Below are 21,083 nucleotides of genomic sequence, written 5' to 3'. Positions count from 1 at the left end.
GGTATTTCCGCTTTTTAATTATTCAGTTGTAACACATGTATTGTAATCCTACAAAATTTCAAAAATGGATAGATCGGCAGTCTTGAAAGCTTTTTTTTGTTGTGCTAAAATATATATCCAGTGCCATGCATTATCATCAGAAAGGATGGTGGTGTTATGGGCAAAAACTTAAAGGGTAAAGAATTAGGAAAAGGATTATATCAAAGAAAAGATGGACGATATGAGGCCAGAATTTTCGTTCGCGGTACAGGAAAAACGTTTTCAATTTATGGTACAAATTTACAACATCTAAAAAAAGAAAGAAATGCCTACCTTGCTAATGTTTCCCCCGGAATTGCAGGATATGATCCTAGAATTTCTGTTTCAAAGTGGTATGAAAAATGGATGCTTATTTATGTGGTGCATTCTGTTAAAGCAACCACTTTAAGTAACTATGTAAATGGTTTTGAGCGAGTAAGAGAATATATTGGTTACATGAGGTTAATAGAGGTCCGTCCAACACATATTCTTGACATGATAAAGGGACTCGAAGAAGAAGGATATGCACGTACAACGGTAATACAATCATTAAGTGTAGTCCGTCAGCTTTTCAAAAAGGCATATGGTGGAAAAATGATACCCATAGATCCCGTAGCCGATATTAAACTGCCTAAAGAAGAACCGGGTGAAATACCTGATGAGAAGATAATGCAGGAACAAGAAGATGAAAAATGTCTTAGTATATATGACACTCATCGTTTCCTTGAGAGCTGCAAGAATACCCGGTATTATGAACTCTTTTTTATTCTTCTTCATACAGGATTACGTATAGGGGAAGCACTTGCCCTAGAATGGTGTGATCTTGACTTTAAGCATGAAAAGCTTCGTGTATATAAAACCTTAAACAGAGTTACAAAATATTATGATTCGAAAGGAAATGAACTTCCTGAAAGGTATTCTACTATTCAGATTACAACACCAAAGAAAAGTGCCAGCAATAGAAAGGTTCCATTAACGGATGCAGTGATTGCTGCTTTTATGAGCTGGAAGGAAAAACAGGATCGTGATAAAGAAAAACTGGGGAAAAACTGGGGAAAAACAAATATACTTTTAAAAAAATATCCCGGTCTGATTTTTACAACATCTTCAGGAAGAAGTTATCTTCCATCATCAGCTCAAACAGAATGCAGGCGGATTGTTGGGATTGTTAATAAGCATGAAATTGCTCTGGCAGAAAAAGAGAACAGAGATCCGAATTTAATGGATGTTCATCCTCATATTTTCCGTCATACTTTTGTAACAAGATGCATTCAATCGGGAATGGATGCCGCTACAGTAAAGAAAATAGCTGGACACTCTGATGAAAAAATGACTAATTATTATACACACATTGAAGAAGAACATATAGATGACGAATACGAACTGTATATTCAAAAATACGGAACAGAAACCTGATTTTGCAAATGGAGATAAAATTTTAAAGAGAGGTTTAAATACTTGAGTATAGACAAAAACACTAACGAGGAAAAAAACTATCGTAATAATGTGGTCAAATCAACACCTGGAACTTCTAAAAGCCGCATAAACACTGGGTTTCCGGAGAATATTAGTGTATTATCACCGATGATGAGGGAATATTGTAAAACAAAAGAAAATTACAAGGACTGCATCCTGTTCTATCGACTTGGCGACTTTTATGAGATGTTTTTTGATGATGCAATCCTTGTATCCAAAGAACTGGAACTGACGCTTACCGGTAAGGACTGCGGATTGGAAGAACGTGCTCCGATGTGCGGAATTCCATTTCATGCAGCCGAGACATATATCAAACGACTGATCGAGAAAGGCCACAAAGTGGCAATCTGTGAGCAGGTGGAAGACCCTAAGAAAGCAAAAGGTCTTGTTAAGAGAGAAGTTATCCGTGTAGTTACACCGGGAACAACTCTGGATGCCACATCTTTGGATGAATCCAGAAACAATTATCTGATGTCGATTGTTTCTCTGGAGAATCATTTTGGATGTGCCATTGCAGATATCACCACAGGTGACTGTTTTCTTACAGAAGTAGATAAACCTCAGAAACTTCTGGATGAGATCAATAAATTTGTCCCTGCGGAAATTATCTGTAATGACGCTTTTTTTATGAGCGGAGTTGATACAGAAGATTTGAAGGACCGTCTGCGGATATGCATTTTTCCATTAGATAACTGGTATTTTGATGACAGTCTCTGCCAACGCACTTTGAAGGAACATTTTCATGTAAATACATTGGAAGGTCTTGGACTTCAGGACTATGACAGTGGAGTGATCGCAGCAGGAGCACTTTTTCAATATTTGAATGAAACTCAGAAAACAGCTTTGTCTCATATGGCAACGATTCATCCCTACACAGCAGATAAATTTATGTTGATTGACAGTTCCAGTCGTCGTAATCTGGAACTGGTCGAAACACTCCGTGAAAAACAGAAACGAGGTTCTCTTCTCTGGGTATTGGATAAGACAAAGACAGCAATGGGTGCACGTACACTTCGAGGTTATGTGGAACAGCCCCTGATCGATGCAGAAGAGATCAATCTCAGACTGGGAGCAGTAGAAGAACTGACTCAGAAGCCGATGCTTCGTGATGAGATCCGAGAGTATCTGAATCCAATCTATGATCTGGAACGTCTGATCAGCCGTATCAGCTATCAGTCAGCGAATCCGAGAGATATGGTTGCATTTGCATCTTCACTGGAGATGATTCCATATATCCGACAGATCCTTCAGGAATTTGAAGCACCGATCCTGAAACAGATTTTTGAGGATATGGATCCGCTGGAAGATGTGACGGATCTGATCAAACGTGCGATCACAGATGAGCCACCGCTTGCACAGAAAGACGGCGGAATCATCCGCGAAGGTTACAACGCAGATGTCGATAAATATCGTCACTCAAGAACTGATGGCAAAAAGTGGCTTGCTGAACTGGAAGCAAGAGAAAAAGAACGTACCGGCATTAAGACACTGAAGATCAAATACAGTCGTGTATTTGGTTATGCACTGGAAGTGACGAATTCTTTCAAAGATCAGGTTCCGGATAATTATGTTCGCAAACAGACACTGACCAATGCCGAACGTTATATTACACAGGAGCTGAAGGATCTTGAGGATCTGATCCTTGGAGCTGAAGATCGTCTGTATGCGCTGGAATATGAATTGTTTGCAGATGTCCGTGACAAAGTTGGCAAAGAAGTCGTACGTATCCAGAAAACTGCCAAGGCGATTGCAGCACTGGATGTGTTTGCCTCTCTTGCGCTTGTGGCAGAACGAAACAATTTTGTAAGACCGAAGATCAATGAAAATGGTGTTCTGGATATCAAAAATGGTCGTCATCCGGTTGTAGAGCAGATGATTGAAAACGATATGTTTATTGCAAATGATACATATCTGGACAATCAGAAAAAAAGAGTTTCCATTATCACCGGTCCGAATATGGCTGGTAAATCCACTTATATGCGTCAGACAGCATTGATCGTTCTGATGGCGCAGATCGGAAGTTTTGTTCCGGCAGAGAAAGCAAATATTGGCATTGTGGATCGAATCTTTACACGTGTCGGTGCATCCGATGACCTTGCAAGCGGACAGAGTACTTTCATGGTGGAAATGACAGAAGTAGCAAATATTCTTCGAAATGCCACATCCAGGAGCCTGTTGATTCTGGATGAGATTGGACGAGGCACAAGTACCTTTGACGGACTTGCAATTGCATGGTCCGTGATCGAACATATCAGTAATACGAAACTCTGTGGCGCAAAGACTTTATTTGCCACACATTATCATGAACTTACAGAGCTGGAAGGTAAGATTCCGGGAGTCAATAATTATTGTATCGCGGTTAAAGAAAAAGGCGATGATATTGTATTTCTTCGTAAGATTGTCAAGGGCGGTGCAGACAAGAGCTATGGTATTCAGGTTGCCAAACTTGCCGGTGTGCCGGATTCCGTTATTAATCGTGCAAAGGAACTGGTAGAAGAACTCAGTGATGCAGATATCACGGCTGCGGTCAAGGATCTGACGGCTCCGAAGAAAAAACAGAAAATTGTTTATGATCAGGTGGATATGGCTCAGATGTCTCTTTTTGATACGGTACAGGACAATGATATCGTGGACGAGATCCGTGATCTGGATATGACCCATTTGACACCGATGGAAGCTATGAATATTTTGTATAATTTGCAGAACAAGATTAAAAACCGCTGGTAAAAATGATAAAACGTGGTTTGGTAATGGGAGGTTGCTTTGAGAAAAATTGCAGTTTTAGACCAGAACACAATTGATAAGATTGCAGCCGGAGAGGTTGTAGAAAGACCTTCTTCTGTCGTAAAAGAGCTTGTGGAAAATGCGATAGACGCAGGAGCAACTGCGGTAACAGTAGAAATTACAGATGGTGGTAAGAAACTGATCCGAATTACGGATAATGGATCAGGAATGGAAGCAGAGCAGATTCCGCTTGCATTTCTCCGTCATGCAACAAGTAAGATTGAAAAGGTGGAAGATCTGGAACATATTGCTTCTCTTGGATTTCGTGGTGAGGCACTTTCCAGTATCGCTGCTGTTTCTCAGGTAGAACTGATCACAAAAACTCCGTCTTCTGTCAGCGGCTCCCGTTATGTGATCGAAGGTGGACAGGAGCATTCATTGGAAGAACTGGGAGCACCGGAGGGAACTACATTTCTTGTTCGGAACCTTTTTTATAACACACCGGCGAGAAGCAAGTTCCTGAAGTCGGATATGACTGAGGCGAATTATATTCATACGCTGATGGAGCAGCTTGCACTGTCCCATCCGGAGATTTCTTTTAAATATATTCAGAATAAGCAGGTGAAACTGCATACATCCGGGAACTACAGTGTGAAGGATGTTATTTACAGCGTGTATGGCAGAGAGATCGCCAGAGCACTTCTGGAGGTATCACAGGAAAATTCCTTTATGAAAATTGAGGGATTTGTTGGTAAACCGGAAATTGCCAGAGGCAATCGTTCTTTTGAGAACTATTATATCAATGGACGATATGTTAAAAATAATATTATTACAAAAGCAATCGAAAATGCTTACAGGGGTTTCCTGATGCAGCATAAATTTCCATTTGTTTCTCTTCGTATGGAAATGGAGGGGAACGATCTGGATGTTAATGTGCACCCGGCAAAAAGAGAGGTACGATTTGCGAGAGAACAGGAAGTTTACGATGCAGTTTATGATACTGTACGTGCAGCCCTGACCAGAAGAGAAATGATTCCGAAAGTATCTGTAGACAGTTCTTCTGTTAAAGAGGATAAAGAAGAAAAAGTTACGCGTGCAGCTGTACCGGAACCATTTGAGCAGAAACGTCGTGAAGAACTGTACGGAGCACAAAAACCAGTCTATTCTGTTGTACGAGAGCCGGCAGCATCTTATCGTCCGGCATTTTCAAAAGATGAAGAAGAAATGTTCAGTGGTACACTGCGAGAGAATCAGAAACTGGACGAAGTGAAGAAACTGACAGAGAGGCAGACAGTGCCAGAGTCATTTCAGAATTCTTCGAAGAAAACAAATACTGTGCCTGAGAAGGTTGATACACAGGTTAAACAGAAAATTGTACAGAAGTCTGTACAAGATTATGAACAAGACTATGTGCAGAAAACGGAAGCAGAAGAACTAAAAATACAGGAAGCAGTATCGAGAGAGACTGAAAAACAGACTCCACCACAGCAGCTTGAACTCTTTGAGGAGAAACTGCTTGCACCAGAATCCAGAAGTCGGATTGACCTGATCGGACAGATCTTTGATACGTACTGGCTGGTACAGTTTGAGGACAATTTTTATATAATCGATCAGCATGCTGCACACGAAAAGGTATATTATGAGCGTATGGTAAAACAGTTCCGGGAACATTCGATTGATTCACAGTATCTGAATCCTCCATTGATCGTGGCATTGAGCATGCAGGAAGAAGAAGTACTGAAAGCAAATATGAATTATTTTGAACAGTTTGGCTTTGAGATCGAGAATTTCGGCGGCAGAGAATACCGCATCAGTGCGGTACCATCGAATCTGTACGGACTGACAGAGGAAGAACTGTTTCTGGAAATGTTGGATAATCTGGCATCTAATAACAGTAAAGATACATTGGATATTTTTGCTGCCAGACTTGCAACGATGGCATGCAAAGCGGCAGTTAAGGGAAACCATGCTATGTCGCAGCAGGAGGCAGAAAAACTGATCGATGAACTTCTGACTCTGGAAAATCCGTATCATTGTCCGCATGGACGCCCGACGATCATTGCAATGACCAGAACAGAACTGGAAAAGAAGTTTAAACGAATCGTGTAAGAATTATACAGGAGTGATTATGAAAAGACCTTTGATCGTTCTTACCGGGCCGACAGCAGTTGGCAAAACAAGTCTTTCTATTTCATTGGCAAAGGCGGTAAACGGTGAGATTATTTCTGCAGATTCCATGCAGGTATATAAAAAAATGGATATCGGTTCTGCGAAGATCCGTCCGGAGGAAATGCAGGGAGTAAAGCATTATCTGGTGGATGTTCTGGAACCGGAAGAAGAATTTCATATCGTAAAATTCCAGCAGATGGCAAAAGAAGCTATGGAGGAAATCTATGAAAAAAGAAAGATACCGATTCTGGTCGGAGGAACCGGATTTTATATTCAGGCGGTAACCAGAGATATTGATTTTACAGAGGCGCAGCAGGAAAACACTTACCGTGCAGAGCTGGAAAAACTGGCGGAAACAGAAGGTGCTGAGTATCTTCATGATAGGCTGAAAGAAGTAGATCCGGCAAGTGCGGATACAATCCATGCAAACAATGTAAAACGTGTGATCCGTGCACTGGAATTTTATCATCAGAATGGTACGCCTATATCTGCACATAATGAAGAACAGAAAAAACAGACAAGTCCGTATAATCTGGCATATTTTGTTTTAAATGCGCCAAGAGATATTCTCTATGAGCGGATAGACAAACGAGTGGATCAGATGCTGGAAGAGGGACTGGTAAAAGAGGTGGAAGGACTGAAACGTGAGGGCTGCCATCGTGGTATGGTATCCATGCAGGGACTGGGATATAAGGAAATCCTGGCTTATCTGGAGGGGGAATATCCACTGGAAGAGGCGGTACGTATCCTGAAACGAGATACCAGACATTTTGCAAAGCGGCAGCTGACCTGGTTTCGACGGGAGTCGGATGTGATCTGGGTTGATAAAGACAAATTTCATTGGGATGAAAAAGAAATTCTGGAATATATGCTGAGTGTTCTTAAAGAACATGATATTTTGGGATAGTCAGTTAGAAGACGCAATAAATCAGATACAATTGGAAAGGATCATAAAATAACCATGAAGGAATTATATGAACAGCTTGGAATCTCATCCAAAGTCTATGATTTTGGAGCAGAGATCGAAGCATCTCTGAAGGAACGATTTGAACAGTTTGACAAGACTGCGGAATATAACCAGCTTAAAGTACTGATGGCCATGCAGAAAAACAAAGTAAGTGCAGAATGTTTCCAGTCATCATCAGGCTACGGCTATGATGATTTTGGACGAGATACTCTGGAAAAAGTATATGCAGATACTTTTCATACGGAGGCATGTCTGATTCGTTCCCAGATCACCTGCGGAACTCATGCACTGGCAATTGCTTTATTTGGAAATCTTCGTCCGGGAGATGAGCTTCTTGCACCGGCAGGAAAGCCATACGATACACTTGAAGAAGTAATTGGTATCCGCCCGTCCAGAGGCTCTCTGGCAGAATATGGAGTAACTTACAGACAGGTAGATCTCAAAGAAGACGGAACCTTTGATTATGATGCGATTCGTGCGGCAATCAATGAAAAAACGAAACTTGTTGAGATTCAGCGTTCTAAGGGATATCAGACCAGACCTTCCTATTCTGTAAAACAGATTGGAGAACTGATCGCATTTGTCAAGAGCATCAAACCGGACGTTATCTGTATGGTGGATAACTGTTACGGAGAATTTGTAGATACGATAGAACCAAGTGATGTCGGAGCAGATATGATCGTCGGATCTCTGATCAAGAATCCGGGTGGCGGACTTGCACCGATTGGCGGTTATATTGCGGGTACGAAGGAATGTGTCGAAAATGCGGCAACGCGTATGACATGTCCGGGACTTGGCATGGAGGTCGGTGCCTCCCTTGGTGTAAACCGTTCGTTCTATCAGGGCTTTTTCCTTGCACCAATGGTGACCAAAGGCGCATTAAAAGGAGCTGTTTTTGCAGCAAATATTTATGAAAAACTTGGTTTTTCTGTTGTTCCGAATGGCAGCGAGCCACGTCAGGATATTATTCAGGCTGTGACACTTGGAACTCCGGAGGGGCTGATCGCATTTTGTAAGGGAATCCAGGCAGCGGCGCCGGTGGACAGTTATGTGGATCCAGAACCGTGGGACATGCCGGGATATGACAGCCAGGTTATCATGGCGGCGGGGGCTTTTGTACAGGGCTCATCTATTGAACTTTCGGCAGATGGTCCGGTAAAACCACCATATGCGGTATATTTTCAGGGAGGTCTTACATGGGAGCACGCAAAACTGGGCGTACTGATGTCTTTGCAGAAACTGGTAGATGCGAATATTGTGACACTTCCGTAAAGATAGAAGGAAGAATTGTTGCAGGCGGCAGCAGATGAAGGAGACGATATGGGTGAAAAAACACAGGTGATCGTTGTAGGGGGAGGTGCTTCCGGACTGGCCGCTGCAATTGCAGCGGCAGAGAATGGTGCGGCAGTTACGCTCCTTGAACAGAATGAGAATCCGGGCCGGAAAATCTGTGTGACAGGGAATGGCAGATGTAATCTTACGAACAGAGACATGCGTCCCGATATTTTCAGAGGCCAGCATCCGGAATTTGTGGAAGAAATTCTGGCACAGTTTACGCTGGAGGATACACTTGCTTTTTTTGAAAAACTTGGGGTGGCTTTTACAGAACGTAATGGATGGCTGTATCCCAGAAGCAATCAGGCGAAATGTATTCCGGAACTCTTGATATTGAAAGCAAGAGCTTTAAAGGTCAAAATCAAAACAAGGGAACATGCAGAATCTGTTTCATGGGAGAATGGACGATGGAAGGTAGAGACTTCCGGATGGACTTATGAAGGAGAAAAGGTGATCCTTGCCAATGGCTCTAAAGCTTCACAGGTCCCAGGCTCGGATGGCAGCGGCTATGAGCTTGCAGCAAATCTCGGACATCATATTATCCGCCCCCTGCCTGCACTTACAGGACTTCGATGTAAAGGAAATGTTTTTTCTGCATGGGCAGGTGTTCGTACGGACGCAAAAGTTACATTATTGATTGATGGAAAGAGATTTGTAGAAGAGAGTGGGGAAGTACAGCTGACGGATTATGGAATTTCCGGCATACCGGTGTTTCAGTTGAGCAGCTATGCAATCCGTGCACTGGATGAAGGAAAAAAAGTAACGCTGTCTGTGAACTTTCTTCCGGAATATACAAAAGCTTCTTTACAGGAATATTTGAAAAAAAGGCAGGAAATCTGTCCATATCAGTCAGCTGCAGAGCTGCTTTTGGGACTGCTGCCTGATAAACTGATCAAAATGTTCCGAAAACAAAAAAAAGATCTTTGTGACACGATTACGTCATATGAGCTGGAAGTAAAGGACAGTTCCGGATTTGAACAGGCACAGGTCTGCTCCGGAGGGGTGGATACTTCACAGGTCAATCCAGAAACACTGGAGTCCGTATTGCATAAGGGACTTTATTTTGCCGGAGAGCTGTTGGATATAGATGGTCCCTGTGGAGGTTATAATCTTCAATGGGCATGGTCAAGCGGTGTTGTGGCAGGGCGCAGCAGCGCAAAGGAGAATTTATGATACGAATTACACAGTTGAAGCTTCCGGTGGAGCACACTCCGGAACAGCTGAAGAAGAAAATTGCAAAGACACTTAAATGTGCGGAAGATACATTTTCCTATGAGATTGTCCGTCAGTCTCTGGATGCAAGACATAAGGATGACAAAAAATTTGTTTATACAGTAGATGTGAAAACAGCTGCTGAACAAAAAATTTTGCGAAGAGTTCACAATAATAACATTATGTCAATCAATAAAAAGGATTATCAGTTTCCTTTGCCGGGAACAGAGAAACTGGAGCATGTGCCGGTTATTGTTGGAAGTGGACCGGCAGGACTTTTCTGCGCCTGGTATCTGGCAAGAGCCGGTTATCGTCCACTGGTTCTGGAACGCGGTCAGGAGGCGCAGAAACGTAAAGAAACAGTAGATCGCTTCTGGAAAGATGGAGTGCTGGATCTGGATTCCAACGTGCAGTTCGGGGAAGGCGGTGCCGGAACTTTTTCAGATGGAAAGCTTAACACACTGGTAAAAGATCCGAATGGACGTAACCATGAGGTTCTGAAACGTTTTGTAGAGGCAGGCGCACCGGAGGAAATCGTTTATCAACAGAAACCGCATCTTGGAACAGATGTACTGATTGGCATTGTTGAAACGATGCGTCATCAGATTGAAGAGATGGGAGGTTCTTTTTGCTTTGAAACAAAGGTGACAGATCTTTGCATCGAAAACGGTCATCTGACTGCAGTTGAAGTCAATAATGAAGAAAAGATACCGGCAGATGCCTGTGTGCTTGCACTGGGACATAGTGCCCGGGATACGTTTGATATGCTTCACAGACGTGGTGTTTATATGGAACCGAAATCTTTTGCGGTCGGACTTCGTATGGAACATCCACAGAAAATGATCAATTACGATCTTTATGGAGAAGAGGAAAATGAATTTCTGGGAGCTGCAAGTTATAAAGTGACACATACCTGTGAAAATGGCAGAGGCGTTTATTCATTCTGCATGTGTCCGGGCGGTTATGTGGTTAACGCATCCTCTGAACAGGGAATGCTGGCAGTCAATGGAATGAGTTATCAGGCGCGTGACAGCAAAAATGCAAACAGTGCGCTGATCGTAACGGTCACTCCAGAGGATTTCCCGGAAGAAGGTCCACTTGGAGGGATTGCATTTCAGAGAAACCTGGAAAAGAGAGCATGGGAAATTGGAAAAGGAAAAATTCCGGTTCAGTTATTTGGCGATTACAAGTTACATCAGAAGAGTTCTGCATTTGGAGAAATCGAACCTCAGATGAAAGGTGCTCATGTATTTGCTGATGTACGCTCAATCCTGCCGAAAGAAATCGGTGATTCGATTGAAGAAGGTGTTCTTGCATTTGGAAAGAAACTGAAGGGATTTGACCGGAACGACGCGATTCTGAGTGGTGTGGAGAGCCGTACTTCTTCGCCGGTAAGAATCGTACGAAATCGTGAGGGATATTCTAATATAGAGGGAATATATCCGTGCGGGGAAGGTGCAGGGTATGCAGGAGGCATCACGTCAGCTGCTATGGATGGTATCAAAACGGCTGAGTTTATATGTGAAAAATTTAGAAATTTTTAGGAGGGAGTGTACATCTCCCTCTTTTTATGCTAAAATAATTTCTGATTCTTTTGGGGTTCTGTCACAGAGAGCGACAGGTAAACAAAATGAACCATACTATGAAAGAAATACCGGAATCACAGCGGCCTTATGAGAAATGTATTCGAGAGGGTGAGAACACTTTAAGTGACAGTGAGCTCCTTGCAGTGATACTCCGGTGTGGTACCAGGGGAATGAATTCTCTGACCCTGGCAAACGATATTTTAAGTCATATGGAGCAGTCACCCTATCCAGGACTTCTGGGACTGCTTCACTGTTCAGTATCAGATCTGAAAAAGATACATGGGATAGGAACGGTCAAGGCAGTTCAGCTGAAGTGCATCGGAGAATTATCCAAAAGGATTGCCAGTACGGCTGCAAGGATTTCGCTTGACTTTAACAGTCCGGATTCTATTGCAGCATATTATATGGAACAGCTGCGGCATCAGGAACAGGAGATTATGATCTGCATGATGCTGGATAATCAGAATCATCTGCTCGGAGATACCATGCTGTCAAAAGGAACCGTAAATGCAACGCTGATCACACCGCGGGAAGTATATTTGGAAGCACTTCGATACCATGCGGTCAATCTGATACTGATTCATAATCATCCGGGAGGAAATCCGGCTCCCAGTAAATGCGATAAAGAAATTACTGAACGAATCTGTCAGGCCGGCGAAATGCTGGGAATTAATCTGCTTGATCATATCATCATAGGCGATCACAGATATATCAGTTTCCGGGAAGAGGGACTGATGGGAGCGTATCCGGAATGAAGGGAAATTTTTATGCTTTTAAGAAAAACATATGGAATAGATCTTGGAAGCAGCAGTATCAAGGTTTATTCGTTTTTTAAAAACAAAAGTTATATGGAAAAGAACATGATAGCGTCAAAAGGGCGCAGGATCATCGCCGTGGGCAATGAAGCATACGATATGTTTGAAAAGGCTCCTGCCAATATCGTGGTGAATTCGCCGATGGCTTTTGGTATGATAGCCAATCTTGAACTGCAGGAGATTGCGTTGTACAGTATGATGAAAAAGATTGATCATTTTCTGGGAATCGGATCAGATATGTTTTTTTCTGTTCCGCTGGATATGACTGCAGTAGAGAAACGGGCATATTACCATGTCGCAAATGGCCATTGGCTCAGGCAGAACCGGGTATATATGGTAGAGGCTCCAATTGCAGACGCAATTGCCATGGGTGTGGACCTAAACCGAAATGCTGGAAGTATGATCGTAAATATTGGAGCACAGAGTACACAGTTCTCAATCATCACGGATGGGAAAATCATCATTGCGAAAAAAATTCCGATCGGTGGACGTCAGATGAATGAAGCTATCTGCAGTGAGATCAGGAAACGTTACAATCTGCAGATTGGCACGCGTACCGGAAAACGTCTGAAGATAGCCATGGGACGGCTCAATGATCAGCGCAGAGAAGCACGTAAGGTGGTTGGACTTGATGGAATATCAGGACTGCCGAGAGAAGAAATCATATCCGGATATGTGGTAAATGCCGGAATTATGAACTGCGTAAATGAGATTGCGGCAGAAATGAAAACTTTTTTGGAGAGAATTCCACCGCAGATTTCTTACCATATTTCAAGAGAAGGAATCTACCTTGCCGGGGGAAGTACCAAGATTCCTTACATAGATAATTATCTTGCGAGTTATACGGGGGTATCTTTTAACTTATCTCCATTATATGAAAAAGCGACAGTTGCAGGACTGGAAAAAATCATCCGTGACCATGAACTGATGAAATGGGCGCAGCCTGTCAAACAACGCAAATTATAAAGACACAATTATAATTCTTTAGGGGTATGATAATACATGAAAAACCTGAAAAAGAAGTTTCGATTTCGAATACATTTAAAAAGTAAACATCTTCTTGTGATCATGACATTTTTCTGTGGAAGTGCTGTGGTTGCCACACTTGCCTCCGGGATTACATCAGCTCCGCTTCAGGAAGCGGCAGGAATGATCGTTGTTCCTTTTGAAAAAAGTATCACAACAATCGGACTCTGGCTTACTGATATCAATAAATCTTTTCAGGAAAAACAGGATCTTATAGATCAGAATGAGGAACTGAAAAATACTGTAGATACTTTAACAGAACAGAACAATATTCTTATTCAGAATCAGTCCGAGCTTTCCAGACTGCAGGAACTCTATGATCTGGATGCGGAATATTCGGATTATCCGAAGGTCGCAGCCAGAATTATATCCAAAGATCCGGGTAACTGGTATGATACATTCATGATCAATAAAGGAAGCAAAGACGGCATCCGTGTAGATAACAATGTAATTGCAGGCAAGGGACTTGTCGGCATTGTTACCGAGGTGGGCAGTAACTGGGCAACTGTTCGTTCCATTATTGATGACAGTAGTAATGTCAGTGCCATGACAGTCGGTACAGATGACAATTGTGTGGTGGAAGGTGACCTGGAGTTGATCGATGAAGGGAAACTGCGTTTTACACAGCTGTATGACAAAGAAGATAAAGTAACAGTAGGTGAGCAGGTTGTTACTTCAAATATCAGTGAAAAATACGTAGAAGGTCTGTTTATCGGATATGTCAGCGATATTCAATTAGATACCAACAATCTGACAAAATCAGGAACAATCGTTACACCTGTAGATTTTCAGCACTTGAAGGATGTATTTGTAATTACTGTCAACAAGAAAGATTCCACAGAGGAAGGGGCCGAGGAATGAAAAGTAAGATCGTTCTGTTTTTTACGATCATTGTCTGTTTTCTGATGCAGTCAACAGTGCTGCATCTGATCTCTATTGGCTCGATCACACCGAACCTGTTACTGATCCTTTGCGTATCTATGGGGCTTATGCGTGGACGTAAGAGCGGATTGTGGACAGGCTTTTTCTGTGGTCTGCTTGTGGATCTGTTTTATGGATCCGTTTTTGGGTTTTATGCACTGATCTATATGTATGCGGGATTCCTGAGCGGTTATGCATTTCGTATTTATTATGATGATGATATAAAAGTACCGATGCTGCTGACTGCGATTATGGATTTTCTGTATAATCTGGCGGTTTATGCACTTCAGTTCCTGCTGAGGGGCAGACTGGGTCTGGGGGTATATTTTACCCGTATTATTGTTCCGGAAATTTTTTATACTGTTTTTCTGACAATGATCGTATACAGAGTATTTCATTATATTAATTATCATTTTATGAGTCCAACCAGGAAAGAAAGTGAGTCTATTTGGGTATTAAAATAAAAAAAATCATCAAAAAAATTCAGTTAAAGAGAACAACAGTACTGTTACTTGTATTTATTCTCATGGCGTTTGTTCTTGTGAGACAGCTGTTTGACCTGCAGATCATCCAGGGTGAGAACTATATAAATGAATTTCAGACACGAACAACGAAAACGCGTGTGCTTAAGAGTACAAGAGGAAATATATATGACAAAAACAATAAGCTGATCGCATCGAATGTGTTATCTTATTCTCTTACGTTTGAGGATAATGGAACTTATGACAGTACCCGGCAGAAAAATCTGACGCTGAACGGGGTGGCTTATAAAGTCCTGAAGATCCTTGCAGAAAACGGCGATCAGCTGTCGAATTCTTTCCATATTAAGCTGGATAAGGATGGAAACTATGCGTTTGACGTAGAGGAAGGATTTACACTGAGTCGTTTTAAGGCGGATATCTATGGACATGCACTGATCGATGACCTGACAGAAGATGAGGCGGCGGCAACGGCAGAAGATATGGTTGCTTATCTCAGTGGAAATAAGGGATTTTCTATCGTACTTTATGGAGACGATGCTTATACAGATGAAGAATTAAAAAAATATGGGCTTCCGAAGGAACTTACCAAACAGGAAGTTCTTGATATTGCAATCATGCGGTATGAGCTGAGTACGAACAGCTTCCAGAAATATATGGCGGTTACGATTGCAACGAACGTTAGTGAAAGTACAGTTGCAGCAGTTATGGAAAACCAGAATGAACTCCAGGGAATCGATGTTCTGGAGGATTCTGTACGTCAGTATGTTGATGACGAGAGCATGGGACCGCTTCTCGGTTATACCGGACGGGCATCATCAGAAGAGTTGGAAAGTCTTAAGAAAGAAAATCCGGATTATTCCAATGATGCAATTGTAGGTAAAGCCGGTATTGAACAGTATATGGAGCTGGAACTTCAGGGAAAAGATGGTCAGGAAACGGTAACCGTTGATAATCTTGGAAAAGTACTGAAAATCGATGATAACACAACAGTAGAACCGGTTGCCGGAAATGATGTTTATCTTTCAGTAGATGCAGACTGGCAGAGTGCGATTTATCAGATTCTGAAACAGCGTGTGGCTGGTATTCTTCTGAATAAGATTGAAGCTGTGAAAGAATACGATTATAAAGGCGAAAATGATGCAAGTAAGATCATCATTCCGATTTATGATGTATATAATGCACTGATAGCAAACAGCGTCATCGATATTGATAAATTCAGCAGAGAAGAAGCTTCGGATACAGAAAAAAATCTTTATGCCAAATTTCAACAAAAGCAGCAGGAAGTTTTTGATACAATAACTAACAGGCTTACAAGTTCTGATCCGCCGGCTTACAAAGACGAAAGTACTGAGGTGCAGGAGTATCTTACATATATTTGCGATACAGTGCTCCGGGATACGCTTGGTGTGATCGATAAGAATGAGGTGGATACATCAGATGCCACTTATCAGGCCTGGGCAAATGATCAGAGCATTAGTCTGAAGGATTATCTGAATTATGCAGCCAGTCAGAACTGGATCGATATTTCTGTCATTTCTCCAAAGGGAGAGTATCTTGATTCAGAAGAAATATATCAGGCACTGACTTCCTATATTACAGATTACCTGAAAACAGATACAGGATTTTCAAAACTTCTTTATAAATATCTTCTCATGAATGATCAGATTACAGGACAGGATATCTGTCTGGTCCTTTATGAGCAGGGAGTACTGTCAAAAGAAGATGATTGTTATGCAAATCTTGCATCGGGTGCCATGTCTGCTTACGATTTTATGATCAATAAGATTTCCAATCTGGAAATTGAACCGGCACAGCTGGCACTTGCACCTTGTTCTGCATCGGCAGTCATTACCGATGCAAAAACAGGAAAGGTACTTGCCTGTGTATCCTATCCGGGATATGACAATAATCGTCTTAGCAATAATATGGATACCAGCTATTATACGAAGCTTGCATTGGACAAGTCCAGTCCTTTCTTTAATAAGGCAACACAGCAGACCACAGCACCTGGTTCTACGCTGAAGCTTCTTTCTGCGGTTACCGGTATGATGGAAGGCGTGATCGATGATGATACTTATTTTGATTGTACCGGTGAATTTGATCTTGTAACTCCGTCGATTTTCTGTTGGAACAAGCAGGGACATGGATCGCTGGAGATAACCGGAGCGATTGAACAATCCTGTAACTATTTCTTCAATATGGTTGGTTTCCTTGCTGGTAAAAATTCAGATGGAGATTTCTCAGAAAATCTCAGCCTTACCAAGCTGCAGAAATATGCTTCGGAATTTAACCTTGATAAGAAAACAGGAATAGAGATTTCAGAGGCAAGTCCGCATGTTTCGGACAGCAAAGCGGTTCCTTCTTATATTGGACAGGGTAATCATTTGTTTACAACCAGTCAACTGGCACGTTATGCGACAGCACTTGCTACATCTGGAACAGTCTATGATCTTTCACTTCTGGATAAAGTTACTGATTCACAGGGTAAGACATTGAAGGAATACGGTTCATCTGTTGTAAATCAGATGAGTGATGTTCCGGATAATGTATGGAATGATATTCATGAAGGTATGCGACGGGTGGTTCTGACTCATGAGCAGTTTAATGGACTGGGAGTTACACTTTCAGGAAAAACAGGTACCGCCGAGCTGGATATTTATCACCCGAACCATGGCCTTTTCATTGGATATACGACATCTTCAGATACATCTGAGCCGGAGTATTCTATTGCAGTGCGAATTGCAAATGGATACACTTCGGGAAATGCATGCCTGACAGCAAATGATATTCTGAAATACATTTATAATCTGGCAGATGAAGATACCATTCTGACTGGCTATGCCTCCAGTGATACCAGTAATACCTCGAACGACTAACCATATACAGCAGTCTCTGGCTGCTGTATAGCAAAACCACATAAGAGAATACCAGAAGTCTGGAAATATCTATGAGGAGGAAAATAAAATGGGAGAAGTCATTGTAGTAACATCCGGAAAAGGGGGTGTGGGTAAAACAACCACAGTTGCCAATATCGGAACGGGACTTGCGATGCTTAACAAAAAAACAGTTGTAGTGGATACGGATATAGGCCTTCGTAATCTGGATGTGATCCTTGGCCTGGAGAACCGGATTGTGTATAATCTGGTGGATGTTATCAATGGAAGCTGCAGAATGAAACAGGCATTGATCAAGGACAGACGTTATCCGGATCTTTTTCTTCTGCCTTCGGCACAGACCAAAGATAAATCGGCAGTGTCTCCTGAGCAGATGATCAAACTCACAGATGAGCTCAGAGAAGAATTCGATTATGTATTGCTGGATTGCCCTGCGGGAATTGAACAGGGGTTCCGCAATGCGATTGCCGGAGCTGATAAGGCAATCGTTGTCACAACTCCGGAAGTTTCTGCAATTCGCGATGCGGATCGTATCATAGGGCTTCTTGAAGCTTCTGATTTGAGAGATATTCATCTGATCATCAATCGCCTGCGACCGGATATGATTGCCAGGGGCGATATGATGTCAGTGGATGATGTGACGGAAATTCTTGCGGTAAATCTCCTTGGTACGATTCTGGATGATGAGCAGATTGTGATTGCGGCCAATCAGGGTGAACCCCTTTCCGGTCAGAAATCGCAGGCAGAAGAAGAGTACCGTAATATCTGCCGGCGCCTTCTTGGTGAGGAAGTTCCGTTTGTGGAACTGCAGCAAAAGAAAGGCATGCTGAAAAGATTAAGTGAGATTTTTCATAAATAACAGGATTTTTTTCTGTTAAAGGAGGGGATTTCAGTGAAATCTTTTAGTCAGATAAAAGGTCGGTCTGCGGAATATGCCAGAAACAGAATAAAACTTCTACTGGTATCCGAACGTATCGACTGCTCTCCGCAAATGATAAGCATGTTGAAAAATGATTTGATTCATACGGTAAAAAAATATATCTCCATAGATGAAAAACAGGTGACTGTGCAGATCACACAGGAACCACCGGTTATCCATGCGAAGATACCCGTATGCTCCAAAAAGGAACAAAGGACAAAATGTTAAAACAGTATAAATTACGATTTTATAATTTCAGACTGGTAATTTTTCTTCTGGCGATCAGTGTAATCGGAATCGTTCTTGTGGGAAGTGCGAGGGAAGATCTGAAATCCAAACAGCTTGTGGGTGTGATTCTTGGTCTGATCATTATGGTTATTCTGTCATTGATGGATTATTCCTGGATTTCAAATTTCCAGTGGATCATGTATGGCGCAAATATTGTGCTTTTGCTGATCGTACGACTTTTTGGTGATTCTGCCAATGGTGCGGCACGTTGGATTGATTTTGGATTTATCCGTTTTCAGCCGACGGAGCTGTCGAAAATTATTATCATACTATTTTTTGCCAGGTTCTTTATGGATCATGAAGAAGATCTGAATACATTCAAAACACTGGCAAAATCAGTGATTCTTCTGGCAATTCCGCTGTTTCTGATTTATGAACAGCCGGATATGAAAAACACACTTATGCTTCTGGCTGTATTTTGCATCCTGATTTATATTGCAGGGCTCAGTTATAAGATCATCGGAGGAATGTTTCTGATCATTATTCCATTGGCAATTATTTTTGTATCGATCGTGGTACAGCCGGACCAGAAACTGATCAAAGATTATCAGAGAAAACGTATCATGGCATTTCTGTATCCTGAGAATGAAGAGTACAGTGATGATATTGAACAGCAAAATAACTCCAAAACAGCAATTGCTTCGGGAGAACTGATAGGAAAAAAACTGTCTGGTGATAAAGAAGTTGCATCTGTAAATGATGGTAATTTTGTGTCTGAGAATCAGACAGACTTTATTTTTGCGGTAGCCGGTGAGGAATACGGATTTATGGGATGCTGTAGTATTGTAATCCTGTTACTGGCGATTTCTGTGGAATGTATCCGGATGAGCCTGCGGGCAAAAGACTTGTCCGGAAAGATCATATGTTGTGGTATGGCAAGTATCATATCATTGCAGAGCTTCCTGAATATATGCGTGGCTACGGGAATCGCGCCAAATACCGGTACACCGCTTCCATTTGTCAGTTATGGACTTACGTCACTGATCAGTCTTTATATCGGAATGGGTATGGTATTGAATGTCGGACTTCAGAGCAGCGCATACAATAAAGAAATCCGAAGAAAAGCAATTGACCAGAAAGAGGACTATTTATGACAAAACAACAAAAAGGTAAAACATCTGCAGGTCAGCAGAGAAGGTCGGCACGTCCGGAACAGATGCATGCTTCCCGACAGCATCCACAGAAACGTTCATCAAAAAGTTCAGCGAGAATGCGGCGTATGCGTAAAAAGAGAATGAAAAATACAATTCTTCTGATTGCATTGCTGCTGATTCTGGTATGTGGTGCAGGAGGACTGTTTTATATGCTGCGGGGCGGAATAGGTTCCGAACCGGTAATGGCTTACAGTACAGACAGAGAGTTTCAGCATCAGAAGATTTCAGGAATAAGTCAGAGAGCAGATGCATTTGCAGCTGATCTTTGTGTGGTGACTGGTGATCAGACACTGGATTCTGTTTCTCTGGAACAGGCTCAGAAGGGAGTTCTGCTGGATCTTAAAGATAAATCCGTTTTATATGCCCAAGGAGCCTATGATAAAGTTTATCCTGCAAGTATTACGAAAATTATAACTGCGCTTCTTGCTTTCAAAAACAGTAATATGGATGATGTTGTAACGATCACACAGGAAAATATCACTCTTGAGGAAGGATCACAGGTAGTTGGTTTTCAGGTGGGTGATCAGGTGACGATGGATCAGCTTGTACACTGCCTTCTGGTTTATTCCGGAAATGATGCGGCATCTGCGATTGCGACTCATGTGGGTGGCTCTACAGAAAACTTTGTTGCAATGATGAATGAATATGCAGCGCAGCTCGGATGTACAGGAACACATTTTACAAATCCACATGGTCTGCAGGACGAAAATCATTATACAACACCGTACGATATCTATCTCATGTTGAAAGAAGCATTGAAATATCCGGAATTCACGGAAATTACACAGCTTCCGAGTTATACAGTTACATTCCAGCACAGTGACGGCTCTGAAGATAGTGTGTCACTTACTGCGACGGATCATTATCTGACAGGTGAGGCAAATGCTCCAAAAGGAGTAACGGTTCTTGGCGGAAAGACCGGAACGACAAGCAGCGCAGGAAACTGTCTGGCATTGCTCTGTCAGAATTCATATGGGGAGCCATATGTTTCAATTGTTATGGGGGCTTCTACAAAAGAACTTCTTTATCAGCAGATGACATCCCTCCTTGAAAATATAAACACAGTATAAGCGAGAATGTTCAGACTGTTTGGAAAA

16 protein-coding genes are annotated in these 21,083 nt (G+C 42.1%); all 16 read left to right on the top strand.

Going from position 1 to position 21,083, the window contains the following annotated elements:
- The first annotated feature begins 156 nt into the window (after window positions 1–156).
- The 16 genes from LI112_RS14745 (at window position 157) to LI112_RS14670 (ending at window position 21,056) form a co-directional block, all read left to right on the top strand.
- Entirely contained in the window at window positions 157–1,434 is a 1,278-nt protein-coding gene (locus LI112_RS14745; protein ID WP_118044560.1) for a site-specific integrase, read from the top strand.
- Between the two features lie 168 nt (window positions 1,435–1,602).
- The gene (mutS, locus tag LI112_RS14740) at window positions 1,603–4,221 is read left to right on the top strand and encodes a DNA mismatch repair protein MutS (protein WP_227190952.1); all 2,619 of its coding nucleotides are present in this window, start codon (window positions 1,603–1,605) and stop codon (window positions 4,219–4,221) included.
- Between the two features lie 36 nt (window positions 4,222–4,257).
- Window positions 4,258–6,327 (top strand): DNA mismatch repair endonuclease MutL, encoded by a 2,070-nt coding sequence (mutL, locus tag LI112_RS14735; RefSeq protein ID WP_044925020.1) that lies wholly within the window; start codon window positions 4,258–4,260, stop codon window positions 6,325–6,327.
- Between the two features lie 19 nt (window positions 6,328–6,346).
- Window positions 6,347–7,294, top strand: coding sequence for a tRNA (adenosine(37)-N6)-dimethylallyltransferase MiaA (miaA, locus tag LI112_RS14730; RefSeq protein ID WP_005422902.1), 948 nt, complete (start codon window positions 6,347–6,349; stop codon window positions 7,292–7,294).
- A 54-nt stretch (window positions 7,295–7,348) separates the two neighbouring features.
- A complete protein-coding gene (locus LI112_RS14725) occupies window positions 7,349–8,626 on the top strand; it encodes a methionine gamma-lyase family protein (protein WP_005422901.1) in 1,278 nt (425 codons plus the stop codon).
- A gap of 48 nt (window positions 8,627–8,674) precedes the next feature.
- Window positions 8,675–9,862 (top strand): aminoacetone oxidase family FAD-binding enzyme, encoded by a 1,188-nt coding sequence (locus LI112_RS14720; protein ID WP_227190949.1) that lies wholly within the window; start codon window positions 8,675–8,677, stop codon window positions 9,860–9,862.
- Window positions 9,859–11,445 (top strand): NAD(P)/FAD-dependent oxidoreductase, encoded by a 1,587-nt coding sequence (locus LI112_RS14715; RefSeq protein WP_227190948.1) that lies wholly within the window; start codon window positions 9,859–9,861, stop codon window positions 11,443–11,445. The genes LI112_RS14720 and LI112_RS14715 overlap by 4 nt, the downstream gene beginning before the upstream one ends.
- An 86-nt stretch (window positions 11,446–11,531) precedes the next feature.
- Window positions 11,532–12,242, top strand: coding sequence for a DNA repair protein RadC (gene radC / locus LI112_RS14710; protein WP_005422805.1), 711 nt, complete (start codon window positions 11,532–11,534; stop codon window positions 12,240–12,242).
- A 12-nt stretch (window positions 12,243–12,254) separates the two neighbouring features.
- On the top strand, window positions 12,255–13,268 hold the full coding sequence (locus LI112_RS14705; protein WP_227190947.1) for a rod shape-determining protein: 1,014 nt from the start codon (window positions 12,255–12,257) through the stop codon (window positions 13,266–13,268).
- Between the two features lie 36 nt (window positions 13,269–13,304).
- The gene (gene mreC, locus LI112_RS14700; protein ID WP_005422803.1) at window positions 13,305–14,189 is read left to right on the top strand and encodes a rod shape-determining protein MreC; all 885 of its coding nucleotides are present in this window, start codon (window positions 13,305–13,307) and stop codon (window positions 14,187–14,189) included.
- A complete protein-coding gene (mreD, locus tag LI112_RS14695; RefSeq protein WP_005422801.1) occupies window positions 14,186–14,713 on the top strand; it encodes a rod shape-determining protein MreD in 528 nt (175 codons plus the stop codon). The genes mreC and mreD overlap by 4 nt, the downstream gene beginning before the upstream one ends.
- On the top strand, window positions 14,698–17,607 hold the full coding sequence (locus tag LI112_RS14690) for a penicillin-binding transpeptidase domain-containing protein (RefSeq protein WP_319638630.1): 2,910 nt from the start codon (window positions 14,698–14,700) through the stop codon (window positions 17,605–17,607). The genes mreD and LI112_RS14690 overlap by 16 nt, the downstream gene beginning before the upstream one ends.
- Window positions 17,608–17,695: 88 nt before the next feature.
- Complete coding sequence (gene minD / locus LI112_RS14685; RefSeq protein ID WP_005422798.1) at window positions 17,696–18,484, top strand: septum site-determining protein MinD; 789 nt, start codon at window positions 17,696–17,698, stop codon at window positions 18,482–18,484.
- A gap of 33 nt (window positions 18,485–18,517) precedes the next feature.
- Entirely contained in the window at window positions 18,518–18,772 is a 255-nt protein-coding gene (minE, locus tag LI112_RS14680; RefSeq protein WP_005422796.1) for a cell division topological specificity factor MinE, read from the top strand.
- Window positions 18,766–19,926 (top strand): FtsW/RodA/SpoVE family cell cycle protein, encoded by a 1,161-nt coding sequence (locus LI112_RS14675; protein ID WP_022389345.1) that lies wholly within the window; start codon window positions 18,766–18,768, stop codon window positions 19,924–19,926. Before minE ends, LI112_RS14675 begins: the two co-directional genes overlap by 7 nt.
- Window positions 19,923–21,056, top strand: a complete 1,134-nt coding sequence (locus LI112_RS14670; RefSeq protein WP_022389344.1) for a D-alanyl-D-alanine carboxypeptidase family protein — start codon at window positions 19,923–19,925, stop codon at window positions 21,054–21,056. Before LI112_RS14675 ends, LI112_RS14670 begins: the two co-directional genes overlap by 4 nt.
- The last annotated feature ends 27 nt before the right edge of the window (window positions 21,057–21,083 follow it).

It is taken from the genome of Blautia sp. 210820-DFI.6.14, from assembly GCF_020558815.1.
Classification (GTDB): domain Bacteria; phylum Bacillota; class Clostridia; order Lachnospirales; family Lachnospiraceae; genus Blautia_A; species Blautia_A obeum.
This window is presented reverse-complemented; position numbering and strand designations above follow the sequence as displayed.